This window comes from Aliivibrio fischeri ATCC 7744 = JCM 18803 = DSM 507, assembly GCF_023983475.1.
GTDB classification, from domain to species: Bacteria; Pseudomonadota; Gammaproteobacteria; order Enterobacterales; family Vibrionaceae; genus Aliivibrio; species Aliivibrio fischeri.
The window spans coordinates 1458004-1483891 of sequence record NZ_CP092713.1 but is presented as its reverse complement, the minus strand read 5'-3'; the positions used below and the strand labels follow the sequence as shown (position 1 = coordinate 1483891).

The 25888-nt window shown below is 36.9% G+C and carries 21 protein-coding genes; 8 read left to right on the top strand and 13 right to left on the bottom strand.

Features of this window, described 5'->3' with window-relative positions:
- Nucleotides 1-234: 234 nt before the first annotated feature.
- A complete protein-coding gene (gene fdhF / locus AVFI_RS20185) occupies nucleotides 235-4395 on the top strand; it encodes a formate dehydrogenase subunit alpha (RefSeq protein ID WP_188863507.1) in 4161 nt (1386 codons plus the stop codon).
- Between the two features lie 75 nt (nucleotides 4396-4470).
- On the opposite strand, the gene pepT is transcribed toward fdhF, so the two are convergent.
- Nucleotides 4471-5700: a peptidase T gene (gene pepT, locus AVFI_RS20180; protein WP_054775491.1), complete on the bottom strand. Its 1230-nt coding sequence runs from the start codon at nucleotides 5698-5700 to the stop codon at nucleotides 4471-4473.
- A gap of 134 nt (nucleotides 5701-5834) precedes the next feature.
- The gene (locus AVFI_RS20175; protein ID WP_005422154.1) at nucleotides 5835-6215 is read right to left on the bottom strand and encodes a helix-turn-helix domain-containing protein; all 381 of its coding nucleotides are present in this window, start codon (nucleotides 6213-6215) and stop codon (nucleotides 5835-5837) included.
- Nucleotides 6216-6768: 553 nt separating this feature from the next.
- Between AVFI_RS20175 and AVFI_RS20170 the strand changes: the two genes are divergently transcribed.
- The 3 genes from AVFI_RS20170 to AVFI_RS20160 all read left to right on the top strand — a co-directional run bounded on the left by AVFI_RS20170 (nucleotide 6769) and on the right by AVFI_RS20160 (nucleotide 9657).
- Nucleotides 6769-7557, top strand: a complete 789-nt coding sequence (locus AVFI_RS20170) for an AraC family transcriptional regulator (RefSeq protein ID WP_188863506.1) — start codon at nucleotides 6769-6771, stop codon at nucleotides 7555-7557.
- Nucleotides 7558-7819: 262 nt separating this feature from the next.
- Entirely contained in the window at nucleotides 7820-8194 is a 375-nt protein-coding gene (locus tag AVFI_RS20165; RefSeq protein ID WP_017019787.1) for an MmcQ/YjbR family DNA-binding protein, read from the top strand.
- Nucleotides 8195-8301: 107 nt separating this feature from the next.
- Nucleotides 8302-9657: a diguanylate cyclase domain-containing protein gene (locus AVFI_RS20160; RefSeq protein ID WP_188863505.1), complete on the top strand. Its 1356-nt coding sequence runs from the start codon at nucleotides 8302-8304 to the stop codon at nucleotides 9655-9657.
- Between the two features lie 33 nt (nucleotides 9658-9690).
- On the opposite strand, the gene AVFI_RS20155 is transcribed toward AVFI_RS20160, so the two are convergent.
- A complete protein-coding gene (locus tag AVFI_RS20155; protein WP_005422162.1) occupies nucleotides 9691-10251 on the bottom strand; it encodes an aldolase/citrate lyase/malate synthase family protein in 561 nt (186 codons plus the stop codon).
- A 159-nt stretch (nucleotides 10252-10410) separates the two neighbouring features.
- Here AVFI_RS20155 and AVFI_RS20150 point away from each other — a divergent pair, with 159 nt between their 5' ends.
- Nucleotides 10411-11913, top strand: a complete 1503-nt coding sequence (locus AVFI_RS20150) for a DUF3612 domain-containing protein (protein WP_054775492.1) — start codon at nucleotides 10411-10413, stop codon at nucleotides 11911-11913.
- 37 nt (nucleotides 11914-11950) lie between these two features.
- Here AVFI_RS20150 and AVFI_RS20145 read toward each other — a convergent pair whose 3' ends face one another.
- The 8 genes from AVFI_RS20145 to AVFI_RS20110 all read right to left on the bottom strand — a co-directional run bounded on the left by AVFI_RS20145 (nucleotide 11951) and on the right by AVFI_RS20110 (nucleotide 20280).
- The gene (locus AVFI_RS20145) at nucleotides 11951-13051 is read right to left on the bottom strand and encodes a winged helix-turn-helix domain-containing protein (RefSeq protein WP_188863504.1); all 1101 of its coding nucleotides are present in this window, start codon (nucleotides 13049-13051) and stop codon (nucleotides 11951-11953) included.
- A 425-nt stretch (nucleotides 13052-13476) separates the two neighbouring features.
- Nucleotides 13477-15393, bottom strand: coding sequence for a monovalent cation:proton antiporter-2 (CPA2) family protein (locus AVFI_RS20140; RefSeq protein WP_069580784.1), 1917 nt, complete (start codon nucleotides 15391-15393; stop codon nucleotides 13477-13479).
- A gap of 7 nt (nucleotides 15394-15400) precedes the next feature.
- A complete protein-coding gene (locus AVFI_RS20135) occupies nucleotides 15401-16018 on the bottom strand; it encodes an NAD(P)H-dependent oxidoreductase (RefSeq protein WP_188863503.1) in 618 nt (205 codons plus the stop codon).
- Nucleotides 16019-16133: 115 nt separating this feature from the next.
- Complete coding sequence (locus AVFI_RS20130; RefSeq protein ID WP_054775494.1) at nucleotides 16134-16463, bottom strand: DMT family transporter; 330 nt, start codon at nucleotides 16461-16463, stop codon at nucleotides 16134-16136.
- A 158-nt stretch (nucleotides 16464-16621) separates the two neighbouring features.
- Complete coding sequence (locus AVFI_RS20125) at nucleotides 16622-17029, bottom strand: RNA-binding S4 domain-containing protein (RefSeq protein WP_012535042.1); 408 nt, start codon at nucleotides 17027-17029, stop codon at nucleotides 16622-16624.
- Between the two features lie 132 nt (nucleotides 17030-17161).
- A complete protein-coding gene (locus AVFI_RS20120; protein WP_188863502.1) occupies nucleotides 17162-18310 on the bottom strand; it encodes a YcbX family protein in 1149 nt (382 codons plus the stop codon).
- A gap of 73 nt (nucleotides 18311-18383) precedes the next feature.
- Nucleotides 18384-19640, bottom strand: a complete 1257-nt coding sequence (locus AVFI_RS20115) for a sensor histidine kinase (protein ID WP_065597864.1) — start codon at nucleotides 19638-19640, stop codon at nucleotides 18384-18386.
- Nucleotides 19615-20280 carry a response regulator transcription factor gene (locus AVFI_RS20110; RefSeq protein WP_069580788.1) on the bottom strand — a complete coding sequence of 222 codons (666 nt, stop codon included), beginning with the start codon at nucleotides 20278-20280 and terminating at the stop codon, nucleotides 19615-19617. The genes AVFI_RS20115 and AVFI_RS20110 overlap by 26 nt, the downstream gene beginning before the upstream one ends.
- 81 nt (nucleotides 20281-20361) lie before the next feature.
- Between AVFI_RS20110 and AVFI_RS20105 the strand changes: the two genes are divergently transcribed.
- Together AVFI_RS20105 and AVFI_RS20100 are read left to right on the top strand one after the other, a co-directional pair.
- On the top strand, nucleotides 20362-21243 hold the full coding sequence (locus AVFI_RS20105; protein ID WP_054775495.1) for a DUF5666 domain-containing protein: 882 nt from the start codon (nucleotides 20362-20364) through the stop codon (nucleotides 21241-21243).
- 143 nt (nucleotides 21244-21386) lie between these two features.
- The gene (locus AVFI_RS20100) at nucleotides 21387-22295 is read left to right on the top strand and encodes a DUF808 domain-containing protein (protein WP_017019774.1); all 909 of its coding nucleotides are present in this window, start codon (nucleotides 21387-21389) and stop codon (nucleotides 22293-22295) included.
- 82 nt (nucleotides 22296-22377) lie between these two features.
- On the opposite strand, the gene AVFI_RS20095 is transcribed toward AVFI_RS20100, so the two are convergent.
- Nucleotides 22378-23391: an acyltransferase gene (locus AVFI_RS20095; RefSeq protein ID WP_170620534.1), complete on the bottom strand. Its 1014-nt coding sequence runs from the start codon at nucleotides 23389-23391 to the stop codon at nucleotides 22378-22380.
- A 239-nt stretch (nucleotides 23392-23630) separates the two neighbouring features.
- Here AVFI_RS20095 and AVFI_RS20090 point away from each other — a divergent pair, with 239 nt between their 5' ends.
- Complete coding sequence (locus AVFI_RS20090) at nucleotides 23631-24590, top strand: S1 family peptidase (protein ID WP_017019770.1); 960 nt, start codon at nucleotides 23631-23633, stop codon at nucleotides 24588-24590.
- Nucleotides 24591-24635: 45 nt separating this feature from the next.
- Here AVFI_RS20090 and AVFI_RS20085 read toward each other — a convergent pair.
- Nucleotides 24636-25864 (bottom strand): IS3 family transposase gene (locus AVFI_RS20085; RefSeq protein ID WP_408580437.1). Its coding sequence is split into 2 segments (ribosomal slippage): nucleotides 24636-25501 and nucleotides 25501-25864, totalling 1230 coding nucleotides; the frame shifts between segments, so codons are not numbered across the junction.
- Nucleotides 25865-25888 lie beyond the last annotated feature (24 nt).

Here is a 25888-nt window from a genome sequence, read left to right as displayed (position 1 = left end):
ACATTCTTTGATCTAACGCAAGAATGTTCGTTCGCGCATTCGTCTCGTTTTCGTTTTGGTGGATATGTCACATGGAAATAAATGAACGAACAGAAAAAAGTTGAGAATTGAGAGGGGTAATGAGAATAAATGTCGTTTGTTTGGTTGGGATTTTGTAAAGATACGATCTGGTTCAAAACCAGACTAAAAGTGGTGATATAATCGAGAAAATTAATAGTCAATCTTAGGTATTGAATGATGAAAATAACTATAGATAAACAAACATTCACTATCGATGAAGAGATAACACTTTTAGCAGCTGCAAAGGAATGCAATGTCGAAATCCCTTCACTATGCGGAAACAATATCAATGGTGAGAAAGTACCATGTGATTTATGCGTAGTTGAAATTGAAGGTCAAGGAATTCAACGTGCTTGTGAAACTCAAGCGGTTGATGGTATGCAAGTGATCACTTCGTCTGAAGCGTTAGCAAAACGTCGTCAAAGTGCATTAAACAAAATTCTTTCAGATCATTACGCTGATTGTGAAGCGCCGTGCCAAACTGCGTGCCCAGCTGGCGTAGATATACAGTCATATCTGTACCACATTTCACAAGATGACCATCAAAAAGCCATTGAAGTCATTAAACGAACATTGCCAATGCCATTATCTATTGGTCGTGTTTGTCCTGCGTTCTGTGAAGCGGAATGTCGTCGTGGTTTGGTTGATGAGCCATTAGCTATTCGTCAATTAAAACGTCACGCGGCTGACGTGGATTTGCATGCTCAAGAATCTTATGTGCCACCAAAGAAAGCAGACAAAGGAAAATCCATTGCTGTGATTGGTAGTGGTCCGGGTGGATTAACCTGTGGTTATTATCTGACTAATGAGGGTTACAGTGTAACGGTGTTTGAGTCGATGCCTAAAGCAGGCGGTTGGCTACGTTATGGTATTCCTGAATATCGTTTACCAAAATCGATTTTAGATAAAGAAATCGAATTGATGTGTCGTAACGGTATGGAAGTTCAAACTTCTGTGAAATTAGGTGAGGATTTCTCATTAACACAGTTAAGTGATGAGTATGATGCTGTCTGTTTGGCAGTCGGTGCTTCAAAAGCCGTTGAAATGCATTATCAAGGCAGTGAGCTTGGTGGTTGCTACTTAGGTGTTGATTATTTAAAAGATTACGTAACAGAATCTAAATTAACGACAGGCAAAAAAGTAGCGGTTATTGGTGGTGGTAACACGGCGATTGACTGTGCTCGTACAGCGGTGCGTGATGGCGCTGATACTACACTTATTTATCGTCGTACTCGTGAAGAGATGCCCGCTGAAGATTACGAAGTAGTTGAGGCTGAGCATGAAGGCGTTAAATTCCATTTCTTAACCAACCCTGTTGAAAATATTGCCGATGAAAATGGGCGAGTAACTCAAGTTCGCTTGGAGAAAATGGCATTGGGTGAGCCAGATGCATCTGGTCGTCGTAGTCCTCAGGCAACCGGTGAATTTTTTATTGAAGAGTTTGATACTGTAATTTCTGCGGTATCACAAAAACCGGATTTAAGCTTTTTAGAGAACGATACGATTGATTTGCCACTGACTCGTTGGAATACCGCTGATGCAAACAGTTTGACAATGCACAGTGGTGTGAAAAATATTTTTAGCATCGGTGATTTTCGTCGTGGTCCTGCAACGGCAATTGAAGCGGTTGCTGATGGTCGTATTGCTGCAGAAGCGATTGATCGTTTCTTTAACGGTAACATGGAGAAAATTCCAACTAAACCGTTTAATTCTCAAAAAGAGAAGAAGACTAAGCAAGTTGATCCTAAGCATTTTGAACATATTCAAAAAGCAATGCGCGTCATCATGCCTGAGTTAACCGCTGAGCAGCGTGAGCAAAGCTTTGATGAAGTTGAAACGGGTTTTGATAATTTAGATGCGATTCGTGAAGCGGAGCGTTGCTTAGAGTGTGCATGTCAAGCTAACACCAATTGTGGGCTGCGTGATTATGCAACGGAATATAAGGCGGATGAAACGGATTTAAGCAACGAAAGTAAACAGAAGTTTGCTATCGATACCACTTCTGAATTCATCGTGTTTGATGCCAACCGTTGTATTAGTTGTGGTCAATGTGTTGAAGCGTGTAACGAAAAAGGCGTGCATGGCGTCTTAAGCTTCATGAAAAATGAAGACGGAACCAATGCCTCTCGTCCTGAATGTCGTGCAGGGTTTGAGCACGGTTATCAAATGGGTAACTCAAACTGTGTGCAATGTGGTGCGTGTGTTCAAGCGTGTCCTGTTGGCGCATTGGTTGATTCTCGTGATAAATCTCAAGGTCGAATCGAAGTTTTAAAACCGGTTGATACGATTTGTACCTATTGTGGTGTAGGTTGTAAGTTAACCATGATGGTTGATGAATCAACAAACAAAATTAAATACGTTCAAGGCGCTAAATCGTCTCCAGTGAACGAAGGCATGCTGTGTGTTAAAGGTCGCTTTGGTTTTGATTTTGTCAGCAGCGATGAGCGCTTAAAAACACCGTTAATTCGTAAAAATGGTAAGTTAGTTCCTGCAAGTTGGGAAGAGGCGATCACATTAGTAGCTGATAAGTTCAGCGCCATTAAATCTCAACATGGCGGTAATGCGCTAGCTGGATTCTCGTCGGCAAAAACCACCAATGAAGATAACTACGCATTCCAAAAATTGGTACGTCGTGAGTTTGAAACCAATAACCTTGATCACTGTGCACGTTTATGTCACTCAACGACAGTAACGGGCTTAGAAGCGTCTATTGGTAGTGGGGCAATGACCAATGATATTCCAAGTATCAAACATTCTGATCTGATCTTTATTATTGGTTCAGATACGACATCTGCTCACCCGATCATTGCTTCTCACATTAAACAAGCCATCCGTCATCACGGTGCTCGTTTGATTGTTGCGGATCCAAAGCAAGTAGATATCTCTGATCATGCAGAGCTGTATGTAGCACAACGTCCGGGTACGGATGTGATGTTACTTAACGGTATTATGCAGCAGATCATCAAAAATAACTGGCACGATCAGGCATACATCGCTGAACGTGTTGAAGGTTTTGATGAACTAAAAGCAGAAGTGATGTCAGAGGCGTACTCACCTGAGAAAATTGAGTTAATCACAGGCGTAAAAGCACAAGATGTGATTGAAATGGCACGTTACATTGGTACAGCCAAGCGTACTGCTATTTATTACTCAATGGGTATTACGCAGCATACGACGGGTCATGATAACGTTCGATCTATTGCTAACTTACAAATGCTGTGTGGCAACATTGGTATTGAAGGTGGTGGTATTAATCCACTTCGTGGTCAATCAAACGTACAAGGTGCGTGTGATATGGGAGCCTTGCCAACGGATTTCCCTGGTTACCAAAAAGTGGAGAATCCTGCAGTTTACGAGAAATTTGTAAAAGCGTGGAATAAACCAACATTGCCAAGTAAGAAAGGCTTAACATTAACAGAAATCATTGATGCCGCCTGCCATGAACAAGTAAAAGGTTTATTTGTTATGGGTGAGAACCCAGTGTTGAGTGACCCTGACCAAGCACACGTTATTCACGGTTTAGAGAAATTAGATTTCCTAGTTGTACAAGATATCTTTATGACAGAAACTGCAGCGTATGCTGATGTGATTTTACCATCGTGTTCGTTTGCAGAAAAAGCGGGTCATTTTACCAATACTGAGCGCCGTGTTCAGCGTATCTCACCTGCAGTAAATCCTCCGGGCGAAGCGAAAGAAGATTGGTGGATCATTCAAGAAATTGCCAATGCAATGGGTGGAGAGTGGAATTACCAATCTGTTGAAGACATTACTGAAGAGATCACTCAAGTGACGCCTCAATACCAAGGTATGCATTGGGATGCCATTGGTAAAAATGGACTTCAATGGCCATGTAATGATGCGAACCCACAAGGCACTCGCATTATGCATAATCAACAGTTCTTACGTGGTAAAGGTCAAATGGCAGCGGTTCCATTTAGATATGCGGCTGAACTGCCTGATGAAGAGTATCCATTAGTGCTCACAACGGGACGTTTATTAGAGCAGTACCACACAGGTACCATGACACGTAAAACCAAAGGGTTGAACAACCTTGCTGGTCCGCGCGCTATGATGAGTGTGGCAGATGCTGAGCGTTTAGGCATTTCAAACAGTGAGATGGTTCGAGTATCAACACGCCGTGGCACGATTGAAGCACCAGCGTTTGTGACTAAGCGTATGCAAGAAGGGGTGATATTTGTACCGTTCCATTTTGTGGAAGCGGCAGCGAATAAACTGACCACAACAGCACTCGATCCTCATGCGAAGATCCCCGAGTTTAAAGTCGCAGCTGTGAAGGTAGAAAAGGTATTACAACCAGAACCTGAAATGTGCTAAATAACGGTTAAGGTAAATAAAATGCCCGATGATTTGAGTAATCATCGGGCATTTTTTATATGGGTAAAAACGTAATTATTTATTGTTGATAGCGTTCAACTCTGCAATTTTCACAATCACATCAACCGCTTGTTTCATGCCATTAATCGTAATGAATTCATGAATACCGTGGAAGTTGTAACCACCCGTAAAGATATTAGGGCAAGGTAAACCCATAAAAGATAAACGAGCACCATCAGTCCCGCCTCGAATAGGCTTGATATCAGGTTGAATGTCGCATGCCGTCATTGCTTCTTTAGCCAGTTCAATCACGTGTGGGTAAGGTTCTACCATTTCACGCATATTAAAGTAGCTATCGGTTAAGATTAATTCAACACGACCTTTATCTAATTTTGCATTTAACTCATTCACTTTTTGTTGCATGAAGGTTTTACGTTTAGCCATGCCTTCACGGGTAAAGTCACGGACGATATAACCAAGCTCAGTTTTGGCTACACCTGCGTTCATTGATTTTAAATGATAGAAGCCTTCATAACCTTCAGTACCTTCTGGTGTTTCATTTACTGGCATCATCATTTGAAATTGAGCCGCGATATTCATGGAGTTAACCATCTTACCTTTAGCAGTACCCGGGTGGACGTTCACACCATGACAAATCACATCTGCACTAGTGGCATTAAAGTTTTCATATTCCAATTCACCAACTGGGCCGCCGTCGATAGTGTAGGCCCATTTCGCATTGAACTTCTCAACATCAAATAGGTTTGCACCACGACCAATCTCTTCATCAGGGGTGAAACCAACGCAAATATCACCGTGTTGGATCTCTGGATTTGCTTTTAATACAGCAATGGCTGTTAGGATTTCGGCAATGCCTGCTTTGTTATCTGCACCAAGTAAAGTCGTACCATCTGTGGTGATCAAATCATGGCCGATTAAGTTGAGTAAGTCAGGGAACTGGCTTGGTGTTAACTCTTCACCGCTAGTGCCAAGGGTTATTGTGTCGCCTTGATAATTATTGATGATTTGTGGTTTTACATTTTCACCAGACGCATCAGGGGCTGTGTCCATATGTGCAATGAAACCAATCGCTGGCACATCGTAGTCGACGTTTGAAGGTAACCGCCCCATGACATAACCATTTTCATCAATAGAGACATCAGAAAGTTCTAGTTCATTTAATTCAGAAACTAATTGGTTAGCTAAATTGAATTGTTTTTCAGTGCTTGGGCACTGCGGTGCAGAAGGGTTGGATTGAGTATCAATACTCACATAAGAAAGAAAGCGTTCTACAAGGTCTTTCATGATATTCACTCTATGTAACTGAAAACAAAATTGAGTGAAAGTATTGATCAAAAAGGTATTTTAAAGTTTGCGATGGGTCATAAAAAACAAAGTGGTTAGCGCATATTTAGATTATATGCGCTAAGTAAAAATAGTTATTTCTTATCTTTAGCTTTTAAGATGAAACCAAATTGTTCAATTAAATTGCTAATAGATTTAAACAACATAGTACGTTCTGATTTCGAGTATTTTGATAGTTCCTGATGAAATTCAATAACGTCAGACATTGTGACCCCTAGCCAGTCGGGAATATTATCACTACCTGAAATGATCCAACCAATCTCTTTTCTCAGAATAAAGCTTAAAGGAATTAATTTGGATATATGAGGGCTAGAAAGTCCGCTAGTCCAGTTAATTACCGTTCTTGTAGAGACGTCACATGCTGTAGCAATTTGAGAATTAGACAATCCTAGCTCTGTTTTTCTTGCCTCGATCCGTCGAGAAATGCTTTCCATAGAGGTGCTTTCATCTAACACAGTTATATACCTCGGAAATGTTAATTTTTAAAAACGGTTTCATTATTGAAAGAAATAATATTTCAAATTTTTATAGTTACATAAGAAATAAAGTTCATTTTGTGATTTTATTCTAAATAATAGAATGGTGTACTCTTTTATTTTAGGGTTTCTTTTTTCAATAACAAAACGTTTTAAATAGTTCGAATTCTAAAAGAGTTAACATAAATATATGGTAACTTGATGTTGCGCGTTAAGATAAAAGTAAATTATTAACCTCTATCCTATTGATTATTATCCAATAAGAGTGTATTGGATTGATTGTATGGCTGCATATTAATCATATTTAGATAGTATTGCAAATAGTTTATAGAATAAATATCTAATTAATTAATGTGAAAGTGTTTTATAGTGTTATTGTTATTTTAATATGTGTATGGAATAGGTTTTTAAATACATTCCATTCATTTTCTATTAATAACTTGTTCACTATGGTGAAATATGATTAGATATACTTTTATTAAGGTAATGTATTAATTTATGGTTAATTGTTTGTGTGTTTTTAGGGGGTGAAATGGCTATACCAAGACATATTCAAGCGTCGGTTACTTTTGATACTTTGCCATCGGACATTTATCTATTATTTGATGCATTTCGCTCTAACACAGAGACAAGATCTCATTCTCACTCTTGGGGGCAATTACAAATTATCAGTGGTGGGATTTTAGAGTTAGAAGCAGAAGGGCATCGTTTTTTAGCACCTTCTCATTTTGCTATATGGGTTCCTGCTGGTGTACAACACCAAAGTTATAATCGAAAACCGATAGCGTATTGTTCGGTGAATATTATTCCAGAACTTGCGAAACAATTACCTGATCACACTTGTTTATTAGAAGTAAGCCCTTTAGTTGAAGTTCTAATTGCGGAATTACGTGAGAATAAGATCCAGCAACCTCAGAATGAGCAGCAGGAAAGATTAATTCATGTTCTTTTTGATCAATTGTTAGTTGCTAAGCAGAGTGAGCGCTTTTTACCTACATCACAAGATAAGTTGCTTAAACCTATTTTAGAGGAGCTAGAAGCGAATCCTGCAGATGAAACATCTTTAGCTCAATGGGCTGCAAGAAATCATACAACAGAAAGAACATTGGCTCGCCATTGCCAAAATGAATTAGGTATGAGTTTTACTGAGTGGCGCTTACGGATCCGATACCTTTATTCTTTGGATTTATTACGAAAGAAGATGTCGATTAAAGAAATTGCGTTTAGTTTAGGCTATAACCAAACCAGTCCTTTTATTACTATGTTTAAACGATATGCAGATTGTACTCCTGAGCAGTACAAATTAAAGCATTCAATATAATGCATTAACGCTGGTCGTTTTTTTGAGCGAATTTAAAAGAAAAAAATACGATCAATAAAAAGCTTAAGGGGATGATGGCAGCTGTCATTTCGAGCCAATAAGCGCCTGAAAATAGGCTACTTAGAATAAAATGACCTACAATAGATAGAAGGGCACAGAGAATAGCAATTAGAATCAGTTTTAGTTCAGGTGACATAGGCTTTTTATTGATAATTAGTGTTGTTATTACTTTAACACGAGTGTATTGATGAGAAAGAGGTAGATGTGTGATAAGGAGAGCAAAGTGACACAAAATGAATATACTGATTATCTATTAGCGAAACCATGTTGCGAAGATTCCTTTCCGTTTGGCCCTGAGGCTCATGTTTTTAAGGTATTTAATAAAATGTTTGCTTTGATTGGATGTAGACATGGGCAATTGAGTCTTACTCTCAAAGCGACTCCTGATGATGTTACCTTCTTAACAGAAGAGTTTGCCTCAATTGAAAGGGGCTATCATATGAACAAAAAGCATTGGATTACTATCACACCTTCTCAAGAGATCACTGCAAGTATGATTGAGGCTTGGATTGATAACTCATACTCTCTTGTTACTTCAAAATTAACTAAAATAGAAAGAAGTCAGCTTAATAATTAGAAAAGATAATTTGAAGGTTGATTAAAGCTTCAACAAAATTGCACAAATGCTACCATTGATAATTCAATCATTTAAGTATTTATCGTTAGGGTACTAAAAGGAGAATTATGAAAGCAAAGTTATTTTTTACTAAAAGAATAAGTATCATTACGTTTATTTGTTGCTGTTTTTTTCTTGTCACCTGGGTGATAGAAGAATTGCATCAAAAACAAAATAACTTTCTTCATAATCAAATTAGTAATAAAGCAAAAGTGGAGCTAGCAAAAGTTCGCTCTGATCTTGAGAGTGCTATCTATTCTGATATTTACTATGCAAACAGTCTAGCTACACTGCTCACGGTTAATCCTGAATCAACGTTAGAACAATGGGATCCTATCGCTCAAGAACTTTATCGAGACTCTCAATATATACGTCATTTAGCGATCGCTCCAAATGATGTAGTTAAATATTTGTATCCTCTCAAAGGAAATGAGCGAGCGATTGATCTTGATTTAAGAAGCATACCAATACAGTGGATTACTGTTCAAAAAGCACGCAATAATGAGAGTATATTTATCGCAGGCCCTGTGGAGTTATTTCAAGGGGGAAAAGCGTTTATAGCTAGAATGCCTGTTTTTCTTGATCCTCCTTTTAATACACAATACTGGGGGTCTATTAGTATCGTTTTAAATATTGATGCTTTGTTTTATGGTACAGGTGTATATCAACTAAAGGTTAAATATCCTTTTGCGATGCGAGGTAAGGATAGCCAAGGAGAATTCGGCGAACTATTTCTTGGTAAAGAAAGTGTTTTTGATGACCCCATTGCGGTTGAAAAAGTAACTTTGCCTTATGGTAGTTGGCAATTAGCAATACAAAAACAATCTCTAGAAATGTGGTATCCATGGTATCGAATTCAAATTGTTAGATTGGTTGGTTATGCTTTTTTTGGTTTAGGTGTATTTGCGTTAGTGATCATTTTTAGATTGTATGTCATGGCCATTAATAGTTCGCTTGAAGATGAATTAACTCATTTACCTAATCGGCGTTATTTCATGTACACCTTAAATACGCTATTTATGAAAGCGAAAAAGAAAAATAAGTCATTTGTTTTGGTTAATTTGGATCTAAATAAATTTAAACGAATTAATGATACTTATGGTCATGCTGCAGGAGATGCAGTCTTGAAAGACGTTGCAACACGAATTGTTAGTTTATTAAGAAGTAATGATGTCGTTGCAAGAGTCGGGGGAGATGAGTTTTTAATATTGTTACCTAGAGTCCATAAAAAAGACGATATTGAGTTGATAATGGAAAAAATTGAAATGTGTATTTCATCATCACCAGTTAAGTTTAAAGAGTGGGAAATACGTGTGGAGACGAGTATTGGTTATGCTTTATATCTTGAAGAGATGAAAAGTCCTGATGAATTACTGCACCAAGCAGATCAAAATATGTATTTAAATAAACATAACGATCAATAAAGCAGCCATTTCCGATATGAAAATGGCTTTTAATTAGAGACTAAAGCAGCTGTTTAGTTGGTATTCATCTCCATTCTTGGCTGTATATTCTTTATCTACTTGATGAGCTTTAATATGTGAATTGCTATCACGCTTTATTAAACTAATCCAATGACGCATAGCAGCTAAGCTAAAGTCCTGACTAAACGTTGTGCATGTTTCTATTTCTACATCAGCTATAGTAACCAGTGAATCTTTACCTGGAGTATGCAGACCAAAAATAATTTCAACATGACTGCCACTGTTGTCTTTTAATAAAATAGTATCAGGTGATGATCTGTGTCCTGTGAAAGCAACGAATTTCCCTGGATTGCGTAATCCACTGCAACCTCCATCTTTAAAGAAAACCACTAAATGATGATAATCAAGTAAGTAGTTAGTAACATCTTGATGTGAGCCTTTTGTTAATGGGAATAACTGATCAAGAAGACCTTTGATTTGATGTTGCTTCTCTTCTTGTTTTGCTTCCATTTTTTCGACGGCATAAACAGCTTCAGCCATAAACGGAGTTTCATGTTGTGTGTTACTTTCATTGTTTATATTGGTAATCGCCATAATGGTACCCTCGAAAAAGTCTTTATCTAATACCGATTTGATTATCGGCATTGTTAGGTAAGTCACACTGGTCAGAGTTGTTTGCTTACTTAAATTGAAGCTTAGCTTAATTTTGGATACAATTTCACAACAAAAAATTAACAGTGTGAATTTTACAAGATGCGACAGTCAAAAAGTATTATTAGACAGAGCCATTTTCTTGGAACAAAAATTCGTAATCTGAGAAAACGTAATCACTTAACGATGGAAGATCTTTCCACTCGGTGTATTCGAGTGGATCCTGAAAACTCGCCATCAGTCTCATACCTTTCTATGATCGAAAGAGGAAAGCGTGTTCCGAGTGCTGATATGCTGGAAGTGATTGCAACCGTATTTCAAAAAGATAGTAGTTGGTTTTTAGATAATGAACCCGAGCCACAAGCGATAACACCTGATAAAGGAAGAAAAGGTGGGATTAGTGGAATGGTTCTTGAACCAAGTTTCCTTTTCTCTAATGATATTCTCCAAATTGCGATTCCAGAAATGCTTAATCAAACGGGGGTAACAGGAAGGCAATTTGCTCATCTTCTTATACGTGCACACCAAGAAAATAACCAAAATCATTTCCCAGATCTAGAACGAGCAGCAGAGGAGGTAGGTTTAAAGCAATTGCCTCTTAGTGTTGAGCAAATGATGGATATGGCATTAAAACATGGATTAGTTTTAAAGTGGGTGAAAGAAACACCAAAGGCCGTTGTGGATGAATTTGGCGTTAATGGAAAAGAACTGCTGACTTCTTTTTTTGAACCCCCTTGTACAGTTTATTTAAATGAGATGCTAAAACAGCATCCAACAAGACTGAAATATGATTTAGCCGTTTATATTGGTCATTGCGTTTTACACAATAAAGAAGGATTAAAAAGCTCGTTATCTGTAGGAAGTCACCGAGTGTTTGATGAAGAAGTCCATCACACTGACAGTGCTTTGAATGCACAAGATATACTGCATGCGTGGCGTGATTTTGAATCAAGCTTTTTTGCTGGAGCTCTATTATGCCCCAAAGTACCATTTAGACAATTACTTGACCGTTATGGGTATGAAGTTGACGCCCATCGTTTAGCTGGTGTTTCTCCTTCCGTTGCCATGCGAAGAATGACGGTTGTTTCGCCTTATCCTCATTGGCATTACTTTGATGCTTATGCTCCTGGAAAGCTTAAGGCTGTGTATAGAGGTAATGGGATCCCTCTGCCATGGGGTAACATGAAGCAGGTTAATGATCCATGCCAGCATTGGGCGGTATTCAGACGATTAACTGAACCTAAAGAGGGCAGTTCTGCTCAAATATCTATTTTAAATGTAGGTCAAGAACCACGAATATATTGCTGTGAATCCGTAAACATGACAGATCCTGCCGGGAATAATAGAGTGTTATGTGCTGGTGTAGATTTAAATCCAGCAATAGAAGCACAAGGTAAAGATGCGGTTGCCCTAGCTAGAGATTTACAAAAAGCATGTGTAAAAAATGGAGGAGAAAGTTCAATTTCTAAAAATATTAAGCGAGAACTTATTAGTGTAGCTAAAATTTTAAATATTAATTGGATTGAGCGTGGTGTAGAGAGTGATGCTAAAGTGATATGTTCTCGTGGTGCGGTTTGTCCTAGAAAACCTACCTGTTATAAATGATAGCCGTTAACTATTGATTTAACGGCTATTTTTTATTTTAGTTATACTGATAAACTAAGTAAGATAATCCTGATTCTGTATTGTAAAATAAGGATACATCTTCATCGATCGGAAACAGTAAAATATTCAACCCTGTTGATGGGTATTGAAATAAATTTTTATACGCAACCGCTTTTTTAGGATCAGATATAGATCCAACATAGCTTGTACAGTCACCTTCATTACATTCAAGGAAAGGCTTTTCTGGTTCCCTAGTGTATGAGCATTGTCCTGCAAATCCAGTTTCATCAATAACAATGGATACTTTGTTATAAACGTATTTATTATTTCTTTGCTTTAAGCTGTAATTGGCAATTATTTGTCCACTGTAATAATTATCATTTTCACTTTTAACGCCTATTCGGGCTGCATAATTAAATCGAATAGGATTTGTATTTAACTCATCTTTATACATTGTTTCTGTGAACTTAACATCTTGAATATATTGAGTAATAACTGTATTTGATTCATTGTTTTGTAAGAATATAATTCTATTGTATGTTAAATCACACTGTGTACCAATTTGTCGACAAGTAGATATGTTTAAGTTATTTGATTGTCGGTTAATGTAATAAGTTGTGTTACTTCTTAAAACGGTCGGATCAAAAATAAATGGTAACGAATCACTTGTTTGAAATACATTTGGCATTAACTCTTCTAATTTTATGTCATTATTGTTTTTTGCATTTGATATATGCTTCTCAAAAACGAGCAGAAATAAACAAAAAGAGATAATAATAGCAACCGATAAAAGCACATGATTCTTATTTATCTTTCTTTTTTCGAAAAAAGTACCATTTACATCTGCTTTGTATCCTTTTTTCTTAACTGTTTCAATTAGATAGATTTCATTATAATGTAATTTTTTGCGTAAAACTGAAATCGTCTGTGGTACAACACCTATATTGCTTGCTGTTCCTTCCCAAACATAAGTAAAAATATCATCTTTTGAGAAAACTTTATTTGGTGAGGTTAAAAGTAACTTTAAAATTTTTGATTCACTATGAGTCAGCTTTATCGTGCAATCGTTTTTATTTATTTGGTTTGTTTTTGGGTTAAACGTTATATCTTTAAATCGTATAAGATTGTTTTTGAGCATTATGTAACCTAAGAAAAGGAAACTGAAAAACTAAAGGGATTATTAATATTATTGTTTTTATAGTGGCAAGCATATCAAGAAAGAAACTTCATTATCAATAAATAAACCAAAATCAACCATGAATGTTTTTATTTATAACGATAAAAAAAATAAATCATCTATCTGTTTGAATAAAAAGAAATAAATAAGATGTTTTGAAAAATTAGCACTTATTTATAGGTTTTTTGTAGGGTTTTGTATACGCTAGAGTAAAAGAAAGAAATTGCATACCGAATATTAAGATTGGATATGAAAGTAAAATAATAATAATTAAGTTTTATATTTAATTGTTAACAATTGGTGTGTGGTTTATCGCTTATACTTTTAAGTATCCAGAAATAAAAGTATAAGCGTAGTTATCATTTAAGTTATTAATATTTCATATGTTATTCATCAATATAATCAGTGTAGCCTTTAGGTGGGGGAGTCCATGCTCGTTCTGATTGGTTGTGTTTATCTGAGCGATCTTTGCTCATTGCATGTTTGATTGTCCCTTCTAGTTCAATAAAAAGTTTACGATAGTTGTTATCAAAGCGTTCACCTTCAGAATCATCTAGCCACGCTTGATAGAGTTTATCTGAACTTTGATTCTCTACTTTTTTATATGCTATTTTTTGTTGTTCAACATGGAATGGATGTTGACCTAAATTACGCATAGCTTCTGCTCCCATTTCAAGTGCTGAGCGGGTTGTTTCTGATTCAATGAAATCAGCACCAGCACAACGGAGCATATATGAGTGACCTCTATCAAATGCACGAGCAAGAATTTTTACGTTAGGGTATGTGTGTTTTACGTATTTAACCAATTCTATGCTGCTTTCTTGGTTATCAATAGCTACAACGAGCATTGCGGCGTGTTCAATGCCGGCTGTATGAAGAAGATCGGGTCGTGTTGCATCTCCAAAATAACTTTTGGTATTTACTTTTCTTAAAGAATCGACTTGATCAGCTTGATGATCGAGTACAACGGTATTTACATGGTTAGATACTAAGAAACGGTTGACGACTTGGCCGAATCGACCACCACCAGCAATAATTACCGTCCCTTTTTCTTCAATCGTATCAGTTTCTCTTTCGTTGGATTGCTGCTCAAATTTTGGAAGAATCACTTTATCAAACAAGATAAACAAACCAGGAGTGAAGAACATTGAAAGTGCAACAACCAGTGATAACGGTTGAGCGACTTCTTGTGGTAAAACGTGATTCTGAACAGTAAAGCTTAATAAAACAAACCCAAATTCCCCAGCTTGCGCTAGGCTAAGTGTAAATAGCCAACGGTTACTGTTTTTGATTTTGAAGATCAAAGCCAATATATATAGAACAGCGGCCTTTAATACCATGACACCGATTGTTAAACCGATGATAAGGAAAAAATCATCAAATAGAATACCAAAATCGATCCCCGCACCTACGGTAATGAAGAACAATCCTAATAAAAGCCCTTTAAATGGGTCTATGTTAGATTCGAGCTCGTGTCTAAATTCTGAGTTTGCTAATACTACACCAGCTAGGAAGGTGCCTAGAGCAGGAGATAAGCCAACTAAACTCATTAAAGCAGCAATACCAATAACAAGCATTAAAGCTGTAGCGGTAAATATTTCTCTAAGGCCTGAGCTTGCGACAAAGCGAAATAGAGGGCGACTTAAATAATGGCCACCAACGACAACTAATGCAATGGATGCGGTAATCACTAGTCCATATGCCCAACCAGGAAGGCCTGCAACGAGGCTTAATTCTTCATGATGCTCAGACGCGGTTGCTGCTGCCAATTGCGCTTTTTCTACTAATTCAGGTAAAGCTAATAGTGGAATAAAAGCCAACATTGGGATCACTGCAATATCTTGAAAAAGTAATACAGAGAAAGCATTTTGTCCGCCTTCTGTTTTGGCTAACCCTTTTTCATTGAATGTTTGCAATACTATCGCAGTGGATGATAGGGCAAAGATTAGGCCAATGGTTAGCGCAATAGTCCATGATTGACCGAAGAACATAGCAAGACCCATTACAGCAGCAGTAGTGCCGACAACTTGCAGTCCTCCTAATCCCATTAGACGGTTACGCATATTCCATAGCATTTTAGGTTCAAGTTCTAAGCCGACAAGAAATAGCATCATAACAACGCCAAATTCAGCAAAGTGTTGAATGGTCGTTGTTTCTTCACCAACAAGACCAATGATAGGTCCTATAACCACCCCTGCAATTAAATAACCAAGAACAGAGCCTAGCCCTAGACGTTTAGCGATTGGAACCGCAATAACAGCAGCAACAAGGTAGATAAAAGCTTGTAAAAAATATCCAGTCATAATGCTTTTATTCCTTAATAAATTTATCAAATGAGTGATTTAGTTTAGGCAACGTTTTTGCTATTTCAGTATCGACGCGATCTTCAACTAAAGCGGATAGTAAAATTTTAAAACGCTCTGTGTGTCTCTCAATGCGATCATCTTCTAACGCGGTTCTAGCGCCAAATAAAACTAATGGAGCAATATATTCCATATTGGTTAGCGAGGCCATCTGCTCAAGTGGGTGTAAAAGCTCACGGATAGTAAATTGATTATATCCATTAGTTTGATAGGCTTCTTCTTTACCACCAGCGGTGATGGCGCATAGAAAGGTTTTTCCTTTTAGTGCGTTTCCGTCTGAACCATAAGCAAAGCCGTATTCTAAAACCATATCTTGCCATTCTTTTAAAATAGCAGGTGTTGAGTACCAATAAAGTGGGAATTGAAAGATAACAATATCATGATCTAAAAGCTGTTTTTGTTCTTTATCGATATCAATATTGAATTTTGGATAATCATGGTACAAATCGACAACAGTGACATGTTCAATTTTTTGAGCCTGCTTAATTAATGCAACATTAACTTCAGAGCGATGTTGAGAAGGATGAGCGAATAAAATGAGTACTTTTTTAGCCGGGCTTGTCATAAAACCTCTTTGTATTATTTAAGTTATTGTATTTATGTTTACATGATAGCAAGAAAATATAATAGAAATGTTTTTTGGCTTGGAAATTTTGCATAAATTATAACAATTAGGCTGTTTAGTGTACGTGAGGTGTAGATGACAGGTTAATTATTGCAATGCCAATGCTGATAAATCCAATACCTAGCCAAATTTTATTGTCTAAATGTTGGTGATAAAATGCACTTGAAATCAGTGTTACCGCTATGATAGCCAGTCCAGCCCATGATGCGTGAGCAATTCCTACCGGTAATGTCTTCATTGCTTGACTAAGAAAATAAAAAGCACCTAGATGACCAGTAATTACAATGACGTTTGGAACTAGGTGTGAAAGACCATCGGTTGCTTTAAGTGCAACGTGTGAAAGTGCTTCTGAAGCAACTGCAAGAAGAAGAAAAAGCCATCCCATTTTATGAATTCCTATTTAGCGGTGTTGGTAAGTAGGCGTAGTATAGTTATTTCAAATTCAATGATAATAGCTAAAAGAATGAATTACTTTTACGTGAGTGTAATAATGGGGATGAGGAAGAGGAGTCGGCTCAATATTAATGATATTGAGCCTAATTTTTAGAAGAAGTTAATTGAGCGACGACCACTCTCTGGATCAACCGTGGTTGGTTGTTCTGGTTTTTGTTTTTTCTTCTTAGCTTTTTTGGTCTTTGGTGCTGAATATTCAGGTTCGATTTGAGTTGGTTGAGGCTTTTCTTCAATTTCAGGTAACTCACCAACAGGAGTATCGCAAATTACAACGTAGTATTCTTCATTAAATTCAATGACATCTCCATCATACATTTTTCGACGTTTACGTTGCTCTAACTCACCATTTACACCAACATAGCCTTCGCCAATAACATGTTTAGCTTCACCACCACCACTAACAACGTTAGCAATTTTTAGGACTTTATATAGCTCGATAGGTTGAACGTTTACTTCAACACCAATGGCTTCAACTTCAAATTCTTCTTGATCTGACATGAGGATCTCTATGATTAGCAATTACACATATTGTAACTGAGAGCGTAAGTGTCGCCTAGGGCTATTTTCAGAAGAGTCAGGACTTAGTAAAGTAAAAACGGTGCTGTATTATTAGCACCGTTTTATTAAGAGTTAATCAACTATTTCAACATCTGTTTTAGGAACAGAGCAACAAGCCAGTATCATTCCTGCCTCTTTTAATTTTTGATTAAGAGCTGGGGAATCTTCTTGCTCAACCTCTCCTGATTCTAATGTTACTCGACAAGCACCACATAAACCGGCACGACAGCTATTATTTATGCTTAATCCTGCCTCTTCGACTTGCATAAGAAGCGGTTGCTCCGTATTACCCGTGAATAAGTGACCATTTAAGCTGATAGTGACTTCTTCTGGAGTATCAGATTTTTCATTTGTGTGTGGGGTTGCTTTTTTCTCTTGTGTTTCAGAGCTAGAATCAAGGTAAAACTCTTTTTCTTTACTTTCTAATACTTCAATCTTATCACCTAGCTTAATTGTACCTTCATTTTTGGCAATGAGGTTTTGCCCAAAATACACATTGCCACTCTCATCTGCTCGGAAAGTTGAGAACGTTTTTAACGGTTCTTTGTCTGGGTGATATTGTGCTGTTCTTGGATTTACTGTCGTTAAAATGCAACGTTGGCAAGGCTTTATGATTTCAAATTCTACTTCACCAATGCGAATACGCTTCCAAGAATCTTCAATAAAAGCATCATCACCAGAAATCACTAAATTTGTGCGAAATTGCGACATTGTATGGTGGCTAGTGCTGCGCTTATTTAGCTCTGCAAGAGAGGCTTCGCTAATGACAAGCAATGGATAACCATCGGCAAAGCTCACGTTTGTTTGGATTTTTTCACGGATACGATTTGATTGCTCACCAGTATAAAGTAATTGCGCATCTATTGATAAAATGGAAGAGAACCATTGATTAGCTTCTTGATTCGTTGAGTAGGCAGAAAAAGAGTCATTCCATACTTTTGCTTCTGTCTGCTTCATCTCTAATTCATTGAAAGTGAGATGCAGATCAATTAATCCTGGATAACAAAGAATTAGACCATCAGGTTCAATGATCGCACTAATTTTAACCATTTGAGGGTGAGTGCGAGCGGTGATCATTTTGCCATTAGGATCGGTAACCATAAAGCGACGGTCACACTGTAATCCTTGCTTTTCAACATAAGCGCTAGATTGAGATACACCAGCAATTGATTTAACAGGGAAAATATTAATTTGAGATAAAGTTGAAATTGTTTTGCTCACAATGATGTCCGTATTATATGTGTTATGGAAATAAGGAGTGTACCAAAAGTACTTGAGATACACTCTTTAATGATTAAGTCATTTGGAAAGAAGTAAAATTAACGGTAGTTATAAAGTCTTTTTCTGTTTGTTCAATGGTGAATGCCCAGTTCATTCTTTCACAAATACGTTCAACAATAACTAGGCCACAACCATATCCTGCATTATAGGTATCATTGCCATCGTGGCAGTTGGTAATGCAAAGTTGGTTGTTATTAAGCTCTATTTGAATATCTCCAACACTGTAACTGAAAGCATTCTTGATTAAGTTATTAATCACAACGGTAATAAAGCTACTAGGGGCAAGGCAAGGCTCTCCTTTAATGATTGAAAGTTGTGCCCCCATCTCTTGTTTGGCAAATAAAGGCTGTAAGTGATCGAGTTGAGTTTTTAGAATATCTTCAATTTTATAATGATGAAAATGATGCGCTTCAATTTCTTGTTTACCTAAAAGCAAAAAGGTTTCTGTAAGCAGTGTCATCTCTTCACTGGCTTGATGTAAGCGATTAATTGCTTTTAGAGCAACATTTGGTTGATTTGGCACTTTTGCTAATAAGTCAGCAGAGCCTTGGATTACCATTATTGGTGTTCTTAATTCATGAGAAGCAAAGCGACTGAACTCTTTCTCTCTCGTAAAGAATTGAGCAATATGATGTTTGCTTTCTAAAAGAGAACGTTCAATCTCTTGGGTTTCTTGATATTTAGTATCAATAGTAAAGTCTGGGTGCTCGGGTGACATTAATCCTACTTTGTGTTGGATATGACGAAGTGGCACCGAGATACTACGAACAAAGTAAATACCATATAAGATCATTAAAATGGTTGAAAAAGTGCCTAAAAATAAAGTTAATGTATGTAGATTGGCCTCATATTCATCTAAATAGTCATCCGCATCATCTTGAAAAAGTATATACAGTAGTCCCTTACCAGAAGGATGTGGACTAACGATAAAGTGCTTGTCTTCTGTGCCTAAAAGTTGCTCATATAGACCTGCTTTTTTATAGTTATTCAACCAAAGAGGGTGCTCTCTTTCACTCCAATACGTAGAAAACTCATCTTCATTAGGCAATGGTGTATCATCACCTAATTGAGCGTATTTTTTGATGTATTGGTTTGCTTCTGTGTCTAACCAGTGATGTAAGCTGATGATCTCTAATTGATCTTCTGCAATATAAATAACCGCCCAGAATAATCCGAACATCAAAAAAGTGAGGATGCCAAATGTCCAACGGATCTTTTTAAAAAAGCTTGGTTGTTGCGAGCCTTTATTTAAGTCGGTAGCCTTTTCCATGGATGGTCTCTAGTCTTGGAATATCAAAATCTTTATCAATGGCGTTTCTTATGGTGTACAAGTGACTTCTTAGGGCGTCACTTGATGGTGATTCATCACCCCAAACGTGTTCAATGACTTCATTTTTACTGACAATATCAGGTGCTTTTTTCATTAATAACCCAATAATCTTTAATTGTATTGGTGCTAGTTTTATGAGTTTTTGTTGGCGATATAATGTACCAGCTTTTATATCCATTTCCATATCTTCAAAGGTCAGTTTGCCTATGTCAGTTCTTCTGCCTCGTTTAGATAGTGCTAACAAGCGTACGTGCAATTCTTCCATGGCAAATGGTTTCACCAAATAATCATCACCGCCCACCTCAAAAGCATGAATTTTATCTTCTAGTGTATCTTTAGCGGTTAAAAAAAGAATTGGCGTGCTACAAGCATAATCATTACGCAGAACTTCTACGGTACTAATACCGTCGAGCTTGGGCATCATGATATCCATGACAATAACATCAAAGGTTTCTTCTTTTAATATTTCGATGGCAGCTGCACCGTGGTAAGCACAATCAATGTCAATGCCAACAAGCTCTAAATAATCAGCAATGGTTTCTGCTACATGGTGATTATCTTCAACAATTAATACTTTCATTTTCTTCTTCACGAATCCTTCACACTCTGTACGCTATTTTACCCCCATAAATTGCATTAAATATAATAATTAGGTTAAAAAATGAAGAAAGTTGCTGTTTTATTATTAGGAAGTATGGTTTTAACGGGTTGTGGTTCTGATGAATCAAGCGATAGCCACGCATCAAATACTTACATGGGAGAGATTGAGTCTGTTAATGCTCATGCAGATTCAATGACAGTTAATGCTATGGCGTTAAGTTTGTCTAATGCTCGAATTGAGTTGAATGGGCATTATGTTGATTCAACAGAGCTTGAGCCAGGTATGCAGGTTGATGTTGAGTATGACGATGGTATTGCATATGAAGTTGATATTGATCCTGAAATTGTAGGTATCGCAACTCTGGTTACTGAATCTGAAATTACTGTCAATGGTCAAGTTTTTGAACATGCAAATATCGCTAAAGACCTAGTTGGCACTAATGCGAATCGAGTGATGTTATTTGGTTACGTTGATCAAACAGGTAAATGGGTGATTAATGCAATTCATAAAGCGAATTTCCTACCTGCAGAAGATTTGTATGAAGGTAAAATTACTTCTATTGATAAAGCGAGTTCGCATTTTAATATTGGGACAATGAAAGTTGATTATTCAAACGCTGGTATGGATTATGAAGATTTAGCCGAGCTAAAAGTTAACGCTTGGGTTGAAGTTGAAGGGCACTTTAGTACTGATTTTAAAGCTTATGATGTCGATGTTGAAGATGATCTAGATTTAGCAAATGCGGAAGTAGAAGGTTACGTTACAGCCTTGAATAATGATAAAACATTAATGACGCTAAACGGAAGAGTTGACGTTGTGATTACGGAAAACACTCGTTTTGAAGATGGAATTAAAGATGAGTTGAAAGTTGGCTCTCGAGTTGATGTTGATTTGATAAATAATGCAGGCCAACTGCAAGCATCAGAAATTGAATTTGATTAATTTGTGAAAATATTAAAACCACTGACTTTCATGAGTCAGTGGTTTTTTTGTTTTTGTAGGTAATATAAAAAATAAGTCATCATGAATGGTTAATTAGCGTTACTATTTAGTTTAGATGTAATGAATACAAATAAGGAAACACAATGGCTGGGTTAAGTTTATTAACATTATTAGATGATATTGCTTCAGTTCTTGATGACGTGGCGTTGATGTCTAAAGTTGCCGCGAAGAAAACAGCAGGTGTTTTAGGTGATGATTTAGCGCTTAATGCACAGCAAGTTTCGGGAGTTAGAGCTGAACGTGAGATCCCTGTCGTATGGGGCGTAGCAAAAGGATCGTTCAGAAATAAATGTATTTTAGTTCCTGCTGCGTTATTAATTAGCTCTATTGCTCCTTGGTTAATTACACCATTATTATTAATTGGCGGTTTATTTTTGTGTTTTGAAGGTGCAGAAAAGGTTCATGAAAAATTCTTTGAACACCATGATGCCCAAAAGGAACATAAGAAAGAGAAAGAAACGAACCCAGAAGACATTGCCGATTATGAACAAAAGAAAATTAAGGGAGCGGTTCGTACTGACTTTATTCTTTCAGCTGAAATTATTGTGATTGCATTAGGTACAGTACAAGGCCATCCATTTTTAACACAAGTATTGGTCATGAGTTTAATTGCGGTATTAATGACGATTGGCGTTTATGGCTTAGTTGCAGGTATTGTCAAAATGGATGATCTTGGTTTTTACTTACAACGAAAAAGTGAAGGCAAAGGCGTCATTGGGTCTATTGGTAATGGGTTAGTAGCAATGGCACCTAAGCTTATGAAATTACTGACGGTTGTTGGTACCATTGCTATGTTTTTAGTCGGTGGTGGTATTGTGGTACATAGCCTTCCATTTGTTCATCATGCACTAGAAAGTGTGACGAATCTGCTTCCTTCTATTCCTTATGTGTCTGCAACATATCCAACGATTGGGAATGGATTTATTGGATTATTTAGTGGCTTTATTTTGCTCTTTATTATGGCTATGTATCAAAAAGTAAAATCAAAATAATACTATTGATCGTCTGTAAACTTAATAGCGATGGCTTCGGTGTTACCGCGTTCGAAGCCGAAAGAGATTAAGGCGCCTTAACTTAAGGAACCAACCAAGCTGTTGCTTTTGATTTAGATAGAAGCCAACTTAATAGTAATGCACCAGAACCACTAAGAATAATCCAAACAGGAATAACCCATAGTGGGTGACCTGTATACCAACCATAATTTTTCATTGGCCATAAGAAGATAGGGTGGAGTAAGTAAATACCTAAACTGTATTTGCTGATGAATCCAATAATAGTTTGAGATTTATCAGAGAGTGATTCTCCAAAGTATCGGCATACATAAAAGAGCATTGCAGCAGCGGCAACGGTATTAATGGTTTTGTAAGAAAGCCATCGTCCTACTGTGTATTCGTCTAGCGCCACACTTTGGCTTATTACCATGAAAACGGTTGTGATAAGAGCAAAGGCACCTAAGCTGATAGCAATAGTTAGATTTCTTTTGCTCAGGTTAATGCGTTGATAAAGTGTATAACCAAGCAGTAGATAACCACTATATAACCAAATTTCCAGACTCCAAATACCTTCAAATTTTATTAAATAGAAGCAGGTTGTCAGTAACCAAATACCTAATAAAGAAAAGAGAGCTTTATCATCTAGTTTTTGTACTAAAACTCGTAGAAAAGGAATAATAAAGTAGAGTGGAATAAAGTAGTAAAAGAAACCTAAATGGTAGTACGTATATTCAAAAGGTAAGTCAATAAGTACTGACCGAGCTGAGTCAAAGTCGTAACCTTGTGCTGTTAGTCCTGAAAATAACGCATAGAACACCGACCAAAAAAGAAAGGGTATTAATACTTTACCTAGGCGCTTTTTTATATAATAAGATGGATTAAATTCTCGCTGATCACTCAGCATTAAAGCCCCTGTGATCATGATAAAAACAGGAACAGCCCAACGACTTAGCCCGTTGATGGTAACAGCACTTGCCCATTGATCAAAAGGGATTACATTCAACTCATTACGATAAGGGGCTAAGACATGAATAGCAACAACAGCAATTGCAGCTATGCATCTTAGTAAATCAAAAAAGAAGACTCTTCCCATAATATTCCATCCTAATTTAGTGAATTTTTAGTGTAGCAAATAGATAATCAGTTTTATGTATTAGCTCAAGTATTGTCTTTTTATAACGCAATCTTCTTTAACTGATGTCCTAGAATTGTAAGTTACATAAAAAATGTTAACACAAACGTAAATTAACCAATGTAACTGGAATTACTTAATAAACAACAATTTTATGATGTATTATTAACATTAGCCATTAAATAATTATTTAAGGAGTGAATATGAAAATTGTTGCAGGAGCACTGGTTGCACTTTTTGCGTGTTCAATAAGCGCAGAAGAAGATTCTGATTATACTATCAGTCCATATATCGTTGGTGGTAGTGATGCAAACGTTGCTGATTATGCGTTTATGGCATCCTTAATGTACGAGTATGATAATCAACCAGGTACTATTTACCCGTTTTGTGGCGGCTCTGTCTTGGATAGTATGCATATTTTAACTGCAGCGCATTGTGTTTATGACGTTCCTAATTTTACTGTTGGGGATATGAAAGTGGTTATTGAAGCAAATGATGGCCAAGACATGCTTGCTGCCGACAAAGTTCCCGTTGAGAAAATTTATTATCCAAGTGATTATGATGATGATTCATTACTAAATGATGTTGCCGTTTTAAAATTAAGCCGACCACTATCTAATTACACGTCAGGACATGTTGCAGAATTAGGGGATTTAGCTGAGCAAGGATATCGTACTGCTGATACAGATTTTACTATTGTCGGCTATGGGCGCTTAGGCTCTAATCAAGCAAATTCAAACGTAGATTTCTTATCAGCTACAGTGAAATATGTTGATCCAGTTGCGTGTAATATTTGGTCTAATTTTACTACTTCAGACAAACAAGTATGTACAACCGGAAGTTCGCTTGGGAATGGATTAGTAACGGCTACCTGCCAAGGAGACTCTGGCGGACCATTGGTTTGGGACAATAACGGAGTTAAAACTCAAATAGGTATCGTTAGTTTTGGTCCTGGTGTGTGCGGTGATGAAGCTTTAGCAGCACAGTCGGTGTTTACTGATGTAAGTCAATATAAATCATGGATACGACAAGCACAAAATGGAGAAATACCTCCAACGATTACAGCAAGCAGCGGTGGTGGATCTGGTGGTTCAATCTCTTTTGCTAGCTTTGTTAGTCTCGTTGCATTTGGTTTGTATCGACGAAGAAAAACGAGCTTTTAATGTTGTGTCTCGTCCTAAAATACGTTGACGATTTTTAATTGAAAGCTAAGTGCGTACGCACTTGGCTTTTTTGTGTACTTGATTTGGTGTACTCATTCCCAAGCTTAAATGTGGCCGCATTTCATTATAAATAAAAATAGATTCTTCAACTAAATGCCTTAACTCCTCTAAATCTTTACAGTCATACAAAAGAAACTCTTGTTTAAGTATCCCATTTATTCGCTCTGCTAATGCATTTTGATAGCAATCATAACCATCCGTCATTGATGGCTTAATATCATTTTTATTCAATTTTTCCTGATAAACCTTTGAACAATACTGTAATCCTCGGTCTGAATGATGAATCGTACTCCTTTGATATTGACGGCTATCTATCGCCATATCAAGAGCTTTGACTACATCAGTAGCTTTCATTTCATCACTTAATTCATATCCCATTATCTTTCGACTATAAGCATCTGTTACTAAAGATAAATAATGAATACCTTTTTGTGATTGAACGTAAGTGATATCACTAACAAAAACCTCTTCAGATGCTTGAGGTGTTACTTCTTTAAGTAAATTAGGATGTTTTTTCATCCAATGCTTACTATAGGTAGTTTTTGTATAACTTCGTTTAGGTTTTACTAATAAGCACTCATTTCTTAAATAGGAAAAAAAGTTATCTCTGCCTAACTTTATGCCATGAGTGATGAATTTGGGCTTAAGTAAAAAATATAATTTTTTACCTCCAATACGAGGCATATATCGACGAATTTCTTGCACCATATTTTTAACCGGTGAAAGTTCAACGGCACGTTTCAGAGCTCTACGTTCTTGTTGGTATATACATTGTCTTGTAATGCCAAGTAGCTGACTAGCTCGCTCTAAGCTGATCATTTTCTGCTTTTGAAGACTTCTTGCTCCTTGGCAATATACTTTTTTCTAAGGCCTGCACCATGTTCTGCGTCCATGATATTCACTACTTCATTAAGTAATAAATTACGCATTCTTTCATCATCAAGCTCTCGCTCTAAACGTTTAATTTTTTGTGCAGGCGATTCTTTCGCTTTCGGGGATTTAGGCATAATAATCTTAGGTGATTGAGACCAGTCCATCTTACCGTGTTTTCTTAACCAAGTAAGTACGGTAGATCGACCTTGAATGCCATAAATGTTTTGAGCTTGCTTATAGGTCATATCGCCTTTTTCTATAGCGGCAACAAGCTGCAATTTAAAGCCTAATGAATAATCGCGTTGAGTTCGCTTATTCTTTGTTTTTTCTTGATTTGTCATATAAAAGTCCTAAATGTGTAAACA

What these genes read in the sequence shown, in the direction of transcription:
- fdhF (WP_188863507.1), top strand. Translation starts at nt 235, where the DNA reads ATGATGAAAATAACTATAGATAAACAAACATTCACTATCGATGAAGAG.
- pepT (WP_054775491.1), bottom strand. Translation starts at nt 5,700, where the DNA reads ATGAAAGACCTTGTAGAACGCTTTCTTTCTTATGTGAGTATTGATACT.
- AVFI_RS20170 (WP_188863506.1), top strand. Translation starts at nt 6,769, where the DNA reads ATGGCTATACCAAGACATATTCAAGCGTCGGTTACTTTTGATACTTTG.
- AVFI_RS20165 (WP_017019787.1), top strand. Translation starts at nt 7,820, where the DNA reads ATGTGTGATAAGGAGAGCAAAGTGACACAAAATGAATATACTGATTAT.
- AVFI_RS20160 (WP_188863505.1), top strand. Translation starts at nt 8,302, where the DNA reads ATGAAAGCAAAGTTATTTTTTACTAAAAGAATAAGTATCATTACGTTT.
- AVFI_RS20155 (WP_005422162.1), bottom strand. Translation starts at nt 10,251, where the DNA reads ATGGCGATTACCAATATAAACAATGAAAGTAACACACAACATGAAACT.
- AVFI_RS20150 (WP_054775492.1), top strand. Translation starts at nt 10,411, where the DNA reads ATGCGACAGTCAAAAAGTATTATTAGACAGAGCCATTTTCTTGGAACA.
- AVFI_RS20145 (WP_188863504.1), bottom strand. Translation starts at nt 13,051, where the DNA reads ATGCTCAAAAACAATCTTATACGATTTAAAGATATAACGTTTAACCCA.
- AVFI_RS20140 (WP_069580784.1), bottom strand. Translation starts at nt 15,393, where the DNA reads ATGACTGGATATTTTTTACAAGCTTTTATCTACCTTGTTGCTGCTGTT.
- AVFI_RS20135 (WP_188863503.1), bottom strand. Translation starts at nt 16,018, where the DNA reads ATGACAAGCCCGGCTAAAAAAGTACTCATTTTATTCGCTCATCCTTCT.
- AVFI_RS20130 (WP_054775494.1), bottom strand. Translation starts at nt 16,463, where the DNA reads ATGGGATGGCTTTTTCTTCTTCTTGCAGTTGCTTCAGAAGCACTTTCA.
- AVFI_RS20125 (WP_012535042.1), bottom strand. Translation starts at nt 17,029, where the DNA reads ATGTCAGATCAAGAAGAATTTGAAGTTGAAGCCATTGGTGTTGAAGTA.
- AVFI_RS20115 (WP_065597864.1), bottom strand. Translation starts at nt 19,640, where the DNA reads ATGGAAAAGGCTACCGACTTAAATAAAGGCTCGCAACAACCAAGCTTT.
- AVFI_RS20110 (WP_069580788.1), bottom strand. Translation starts at nt 20,280, where the DNA reads ATGAAAGTATTAATTGTTGAAGATAATCACCATGTAGCAGAAACCATT.
- AVFI_RS20105 (WP_054775495.1), top strand. Translation starts at nt 20,362, where the DNA reads ATGAAGAAAGTTGCTGTTTTATTATTAGGAAGTATGGTTTTAACGGGT.
- AVFI_RS20100 (WP_017019774.1), top strand. Translation starts at nt 21,387, where the DNA reads ATGGCTGGGTTAAGTTTATTAACATTATTAGATGATATTGCTTCAGTT.
- AVFI_RS20090 (WP_017019770.1), top strand. Translation starts at nt 23,631, where the DNA reads ATGAAAATTGTTGCAGGAGCACTGGTTGCACTTTTTGCGTGTTCAATA.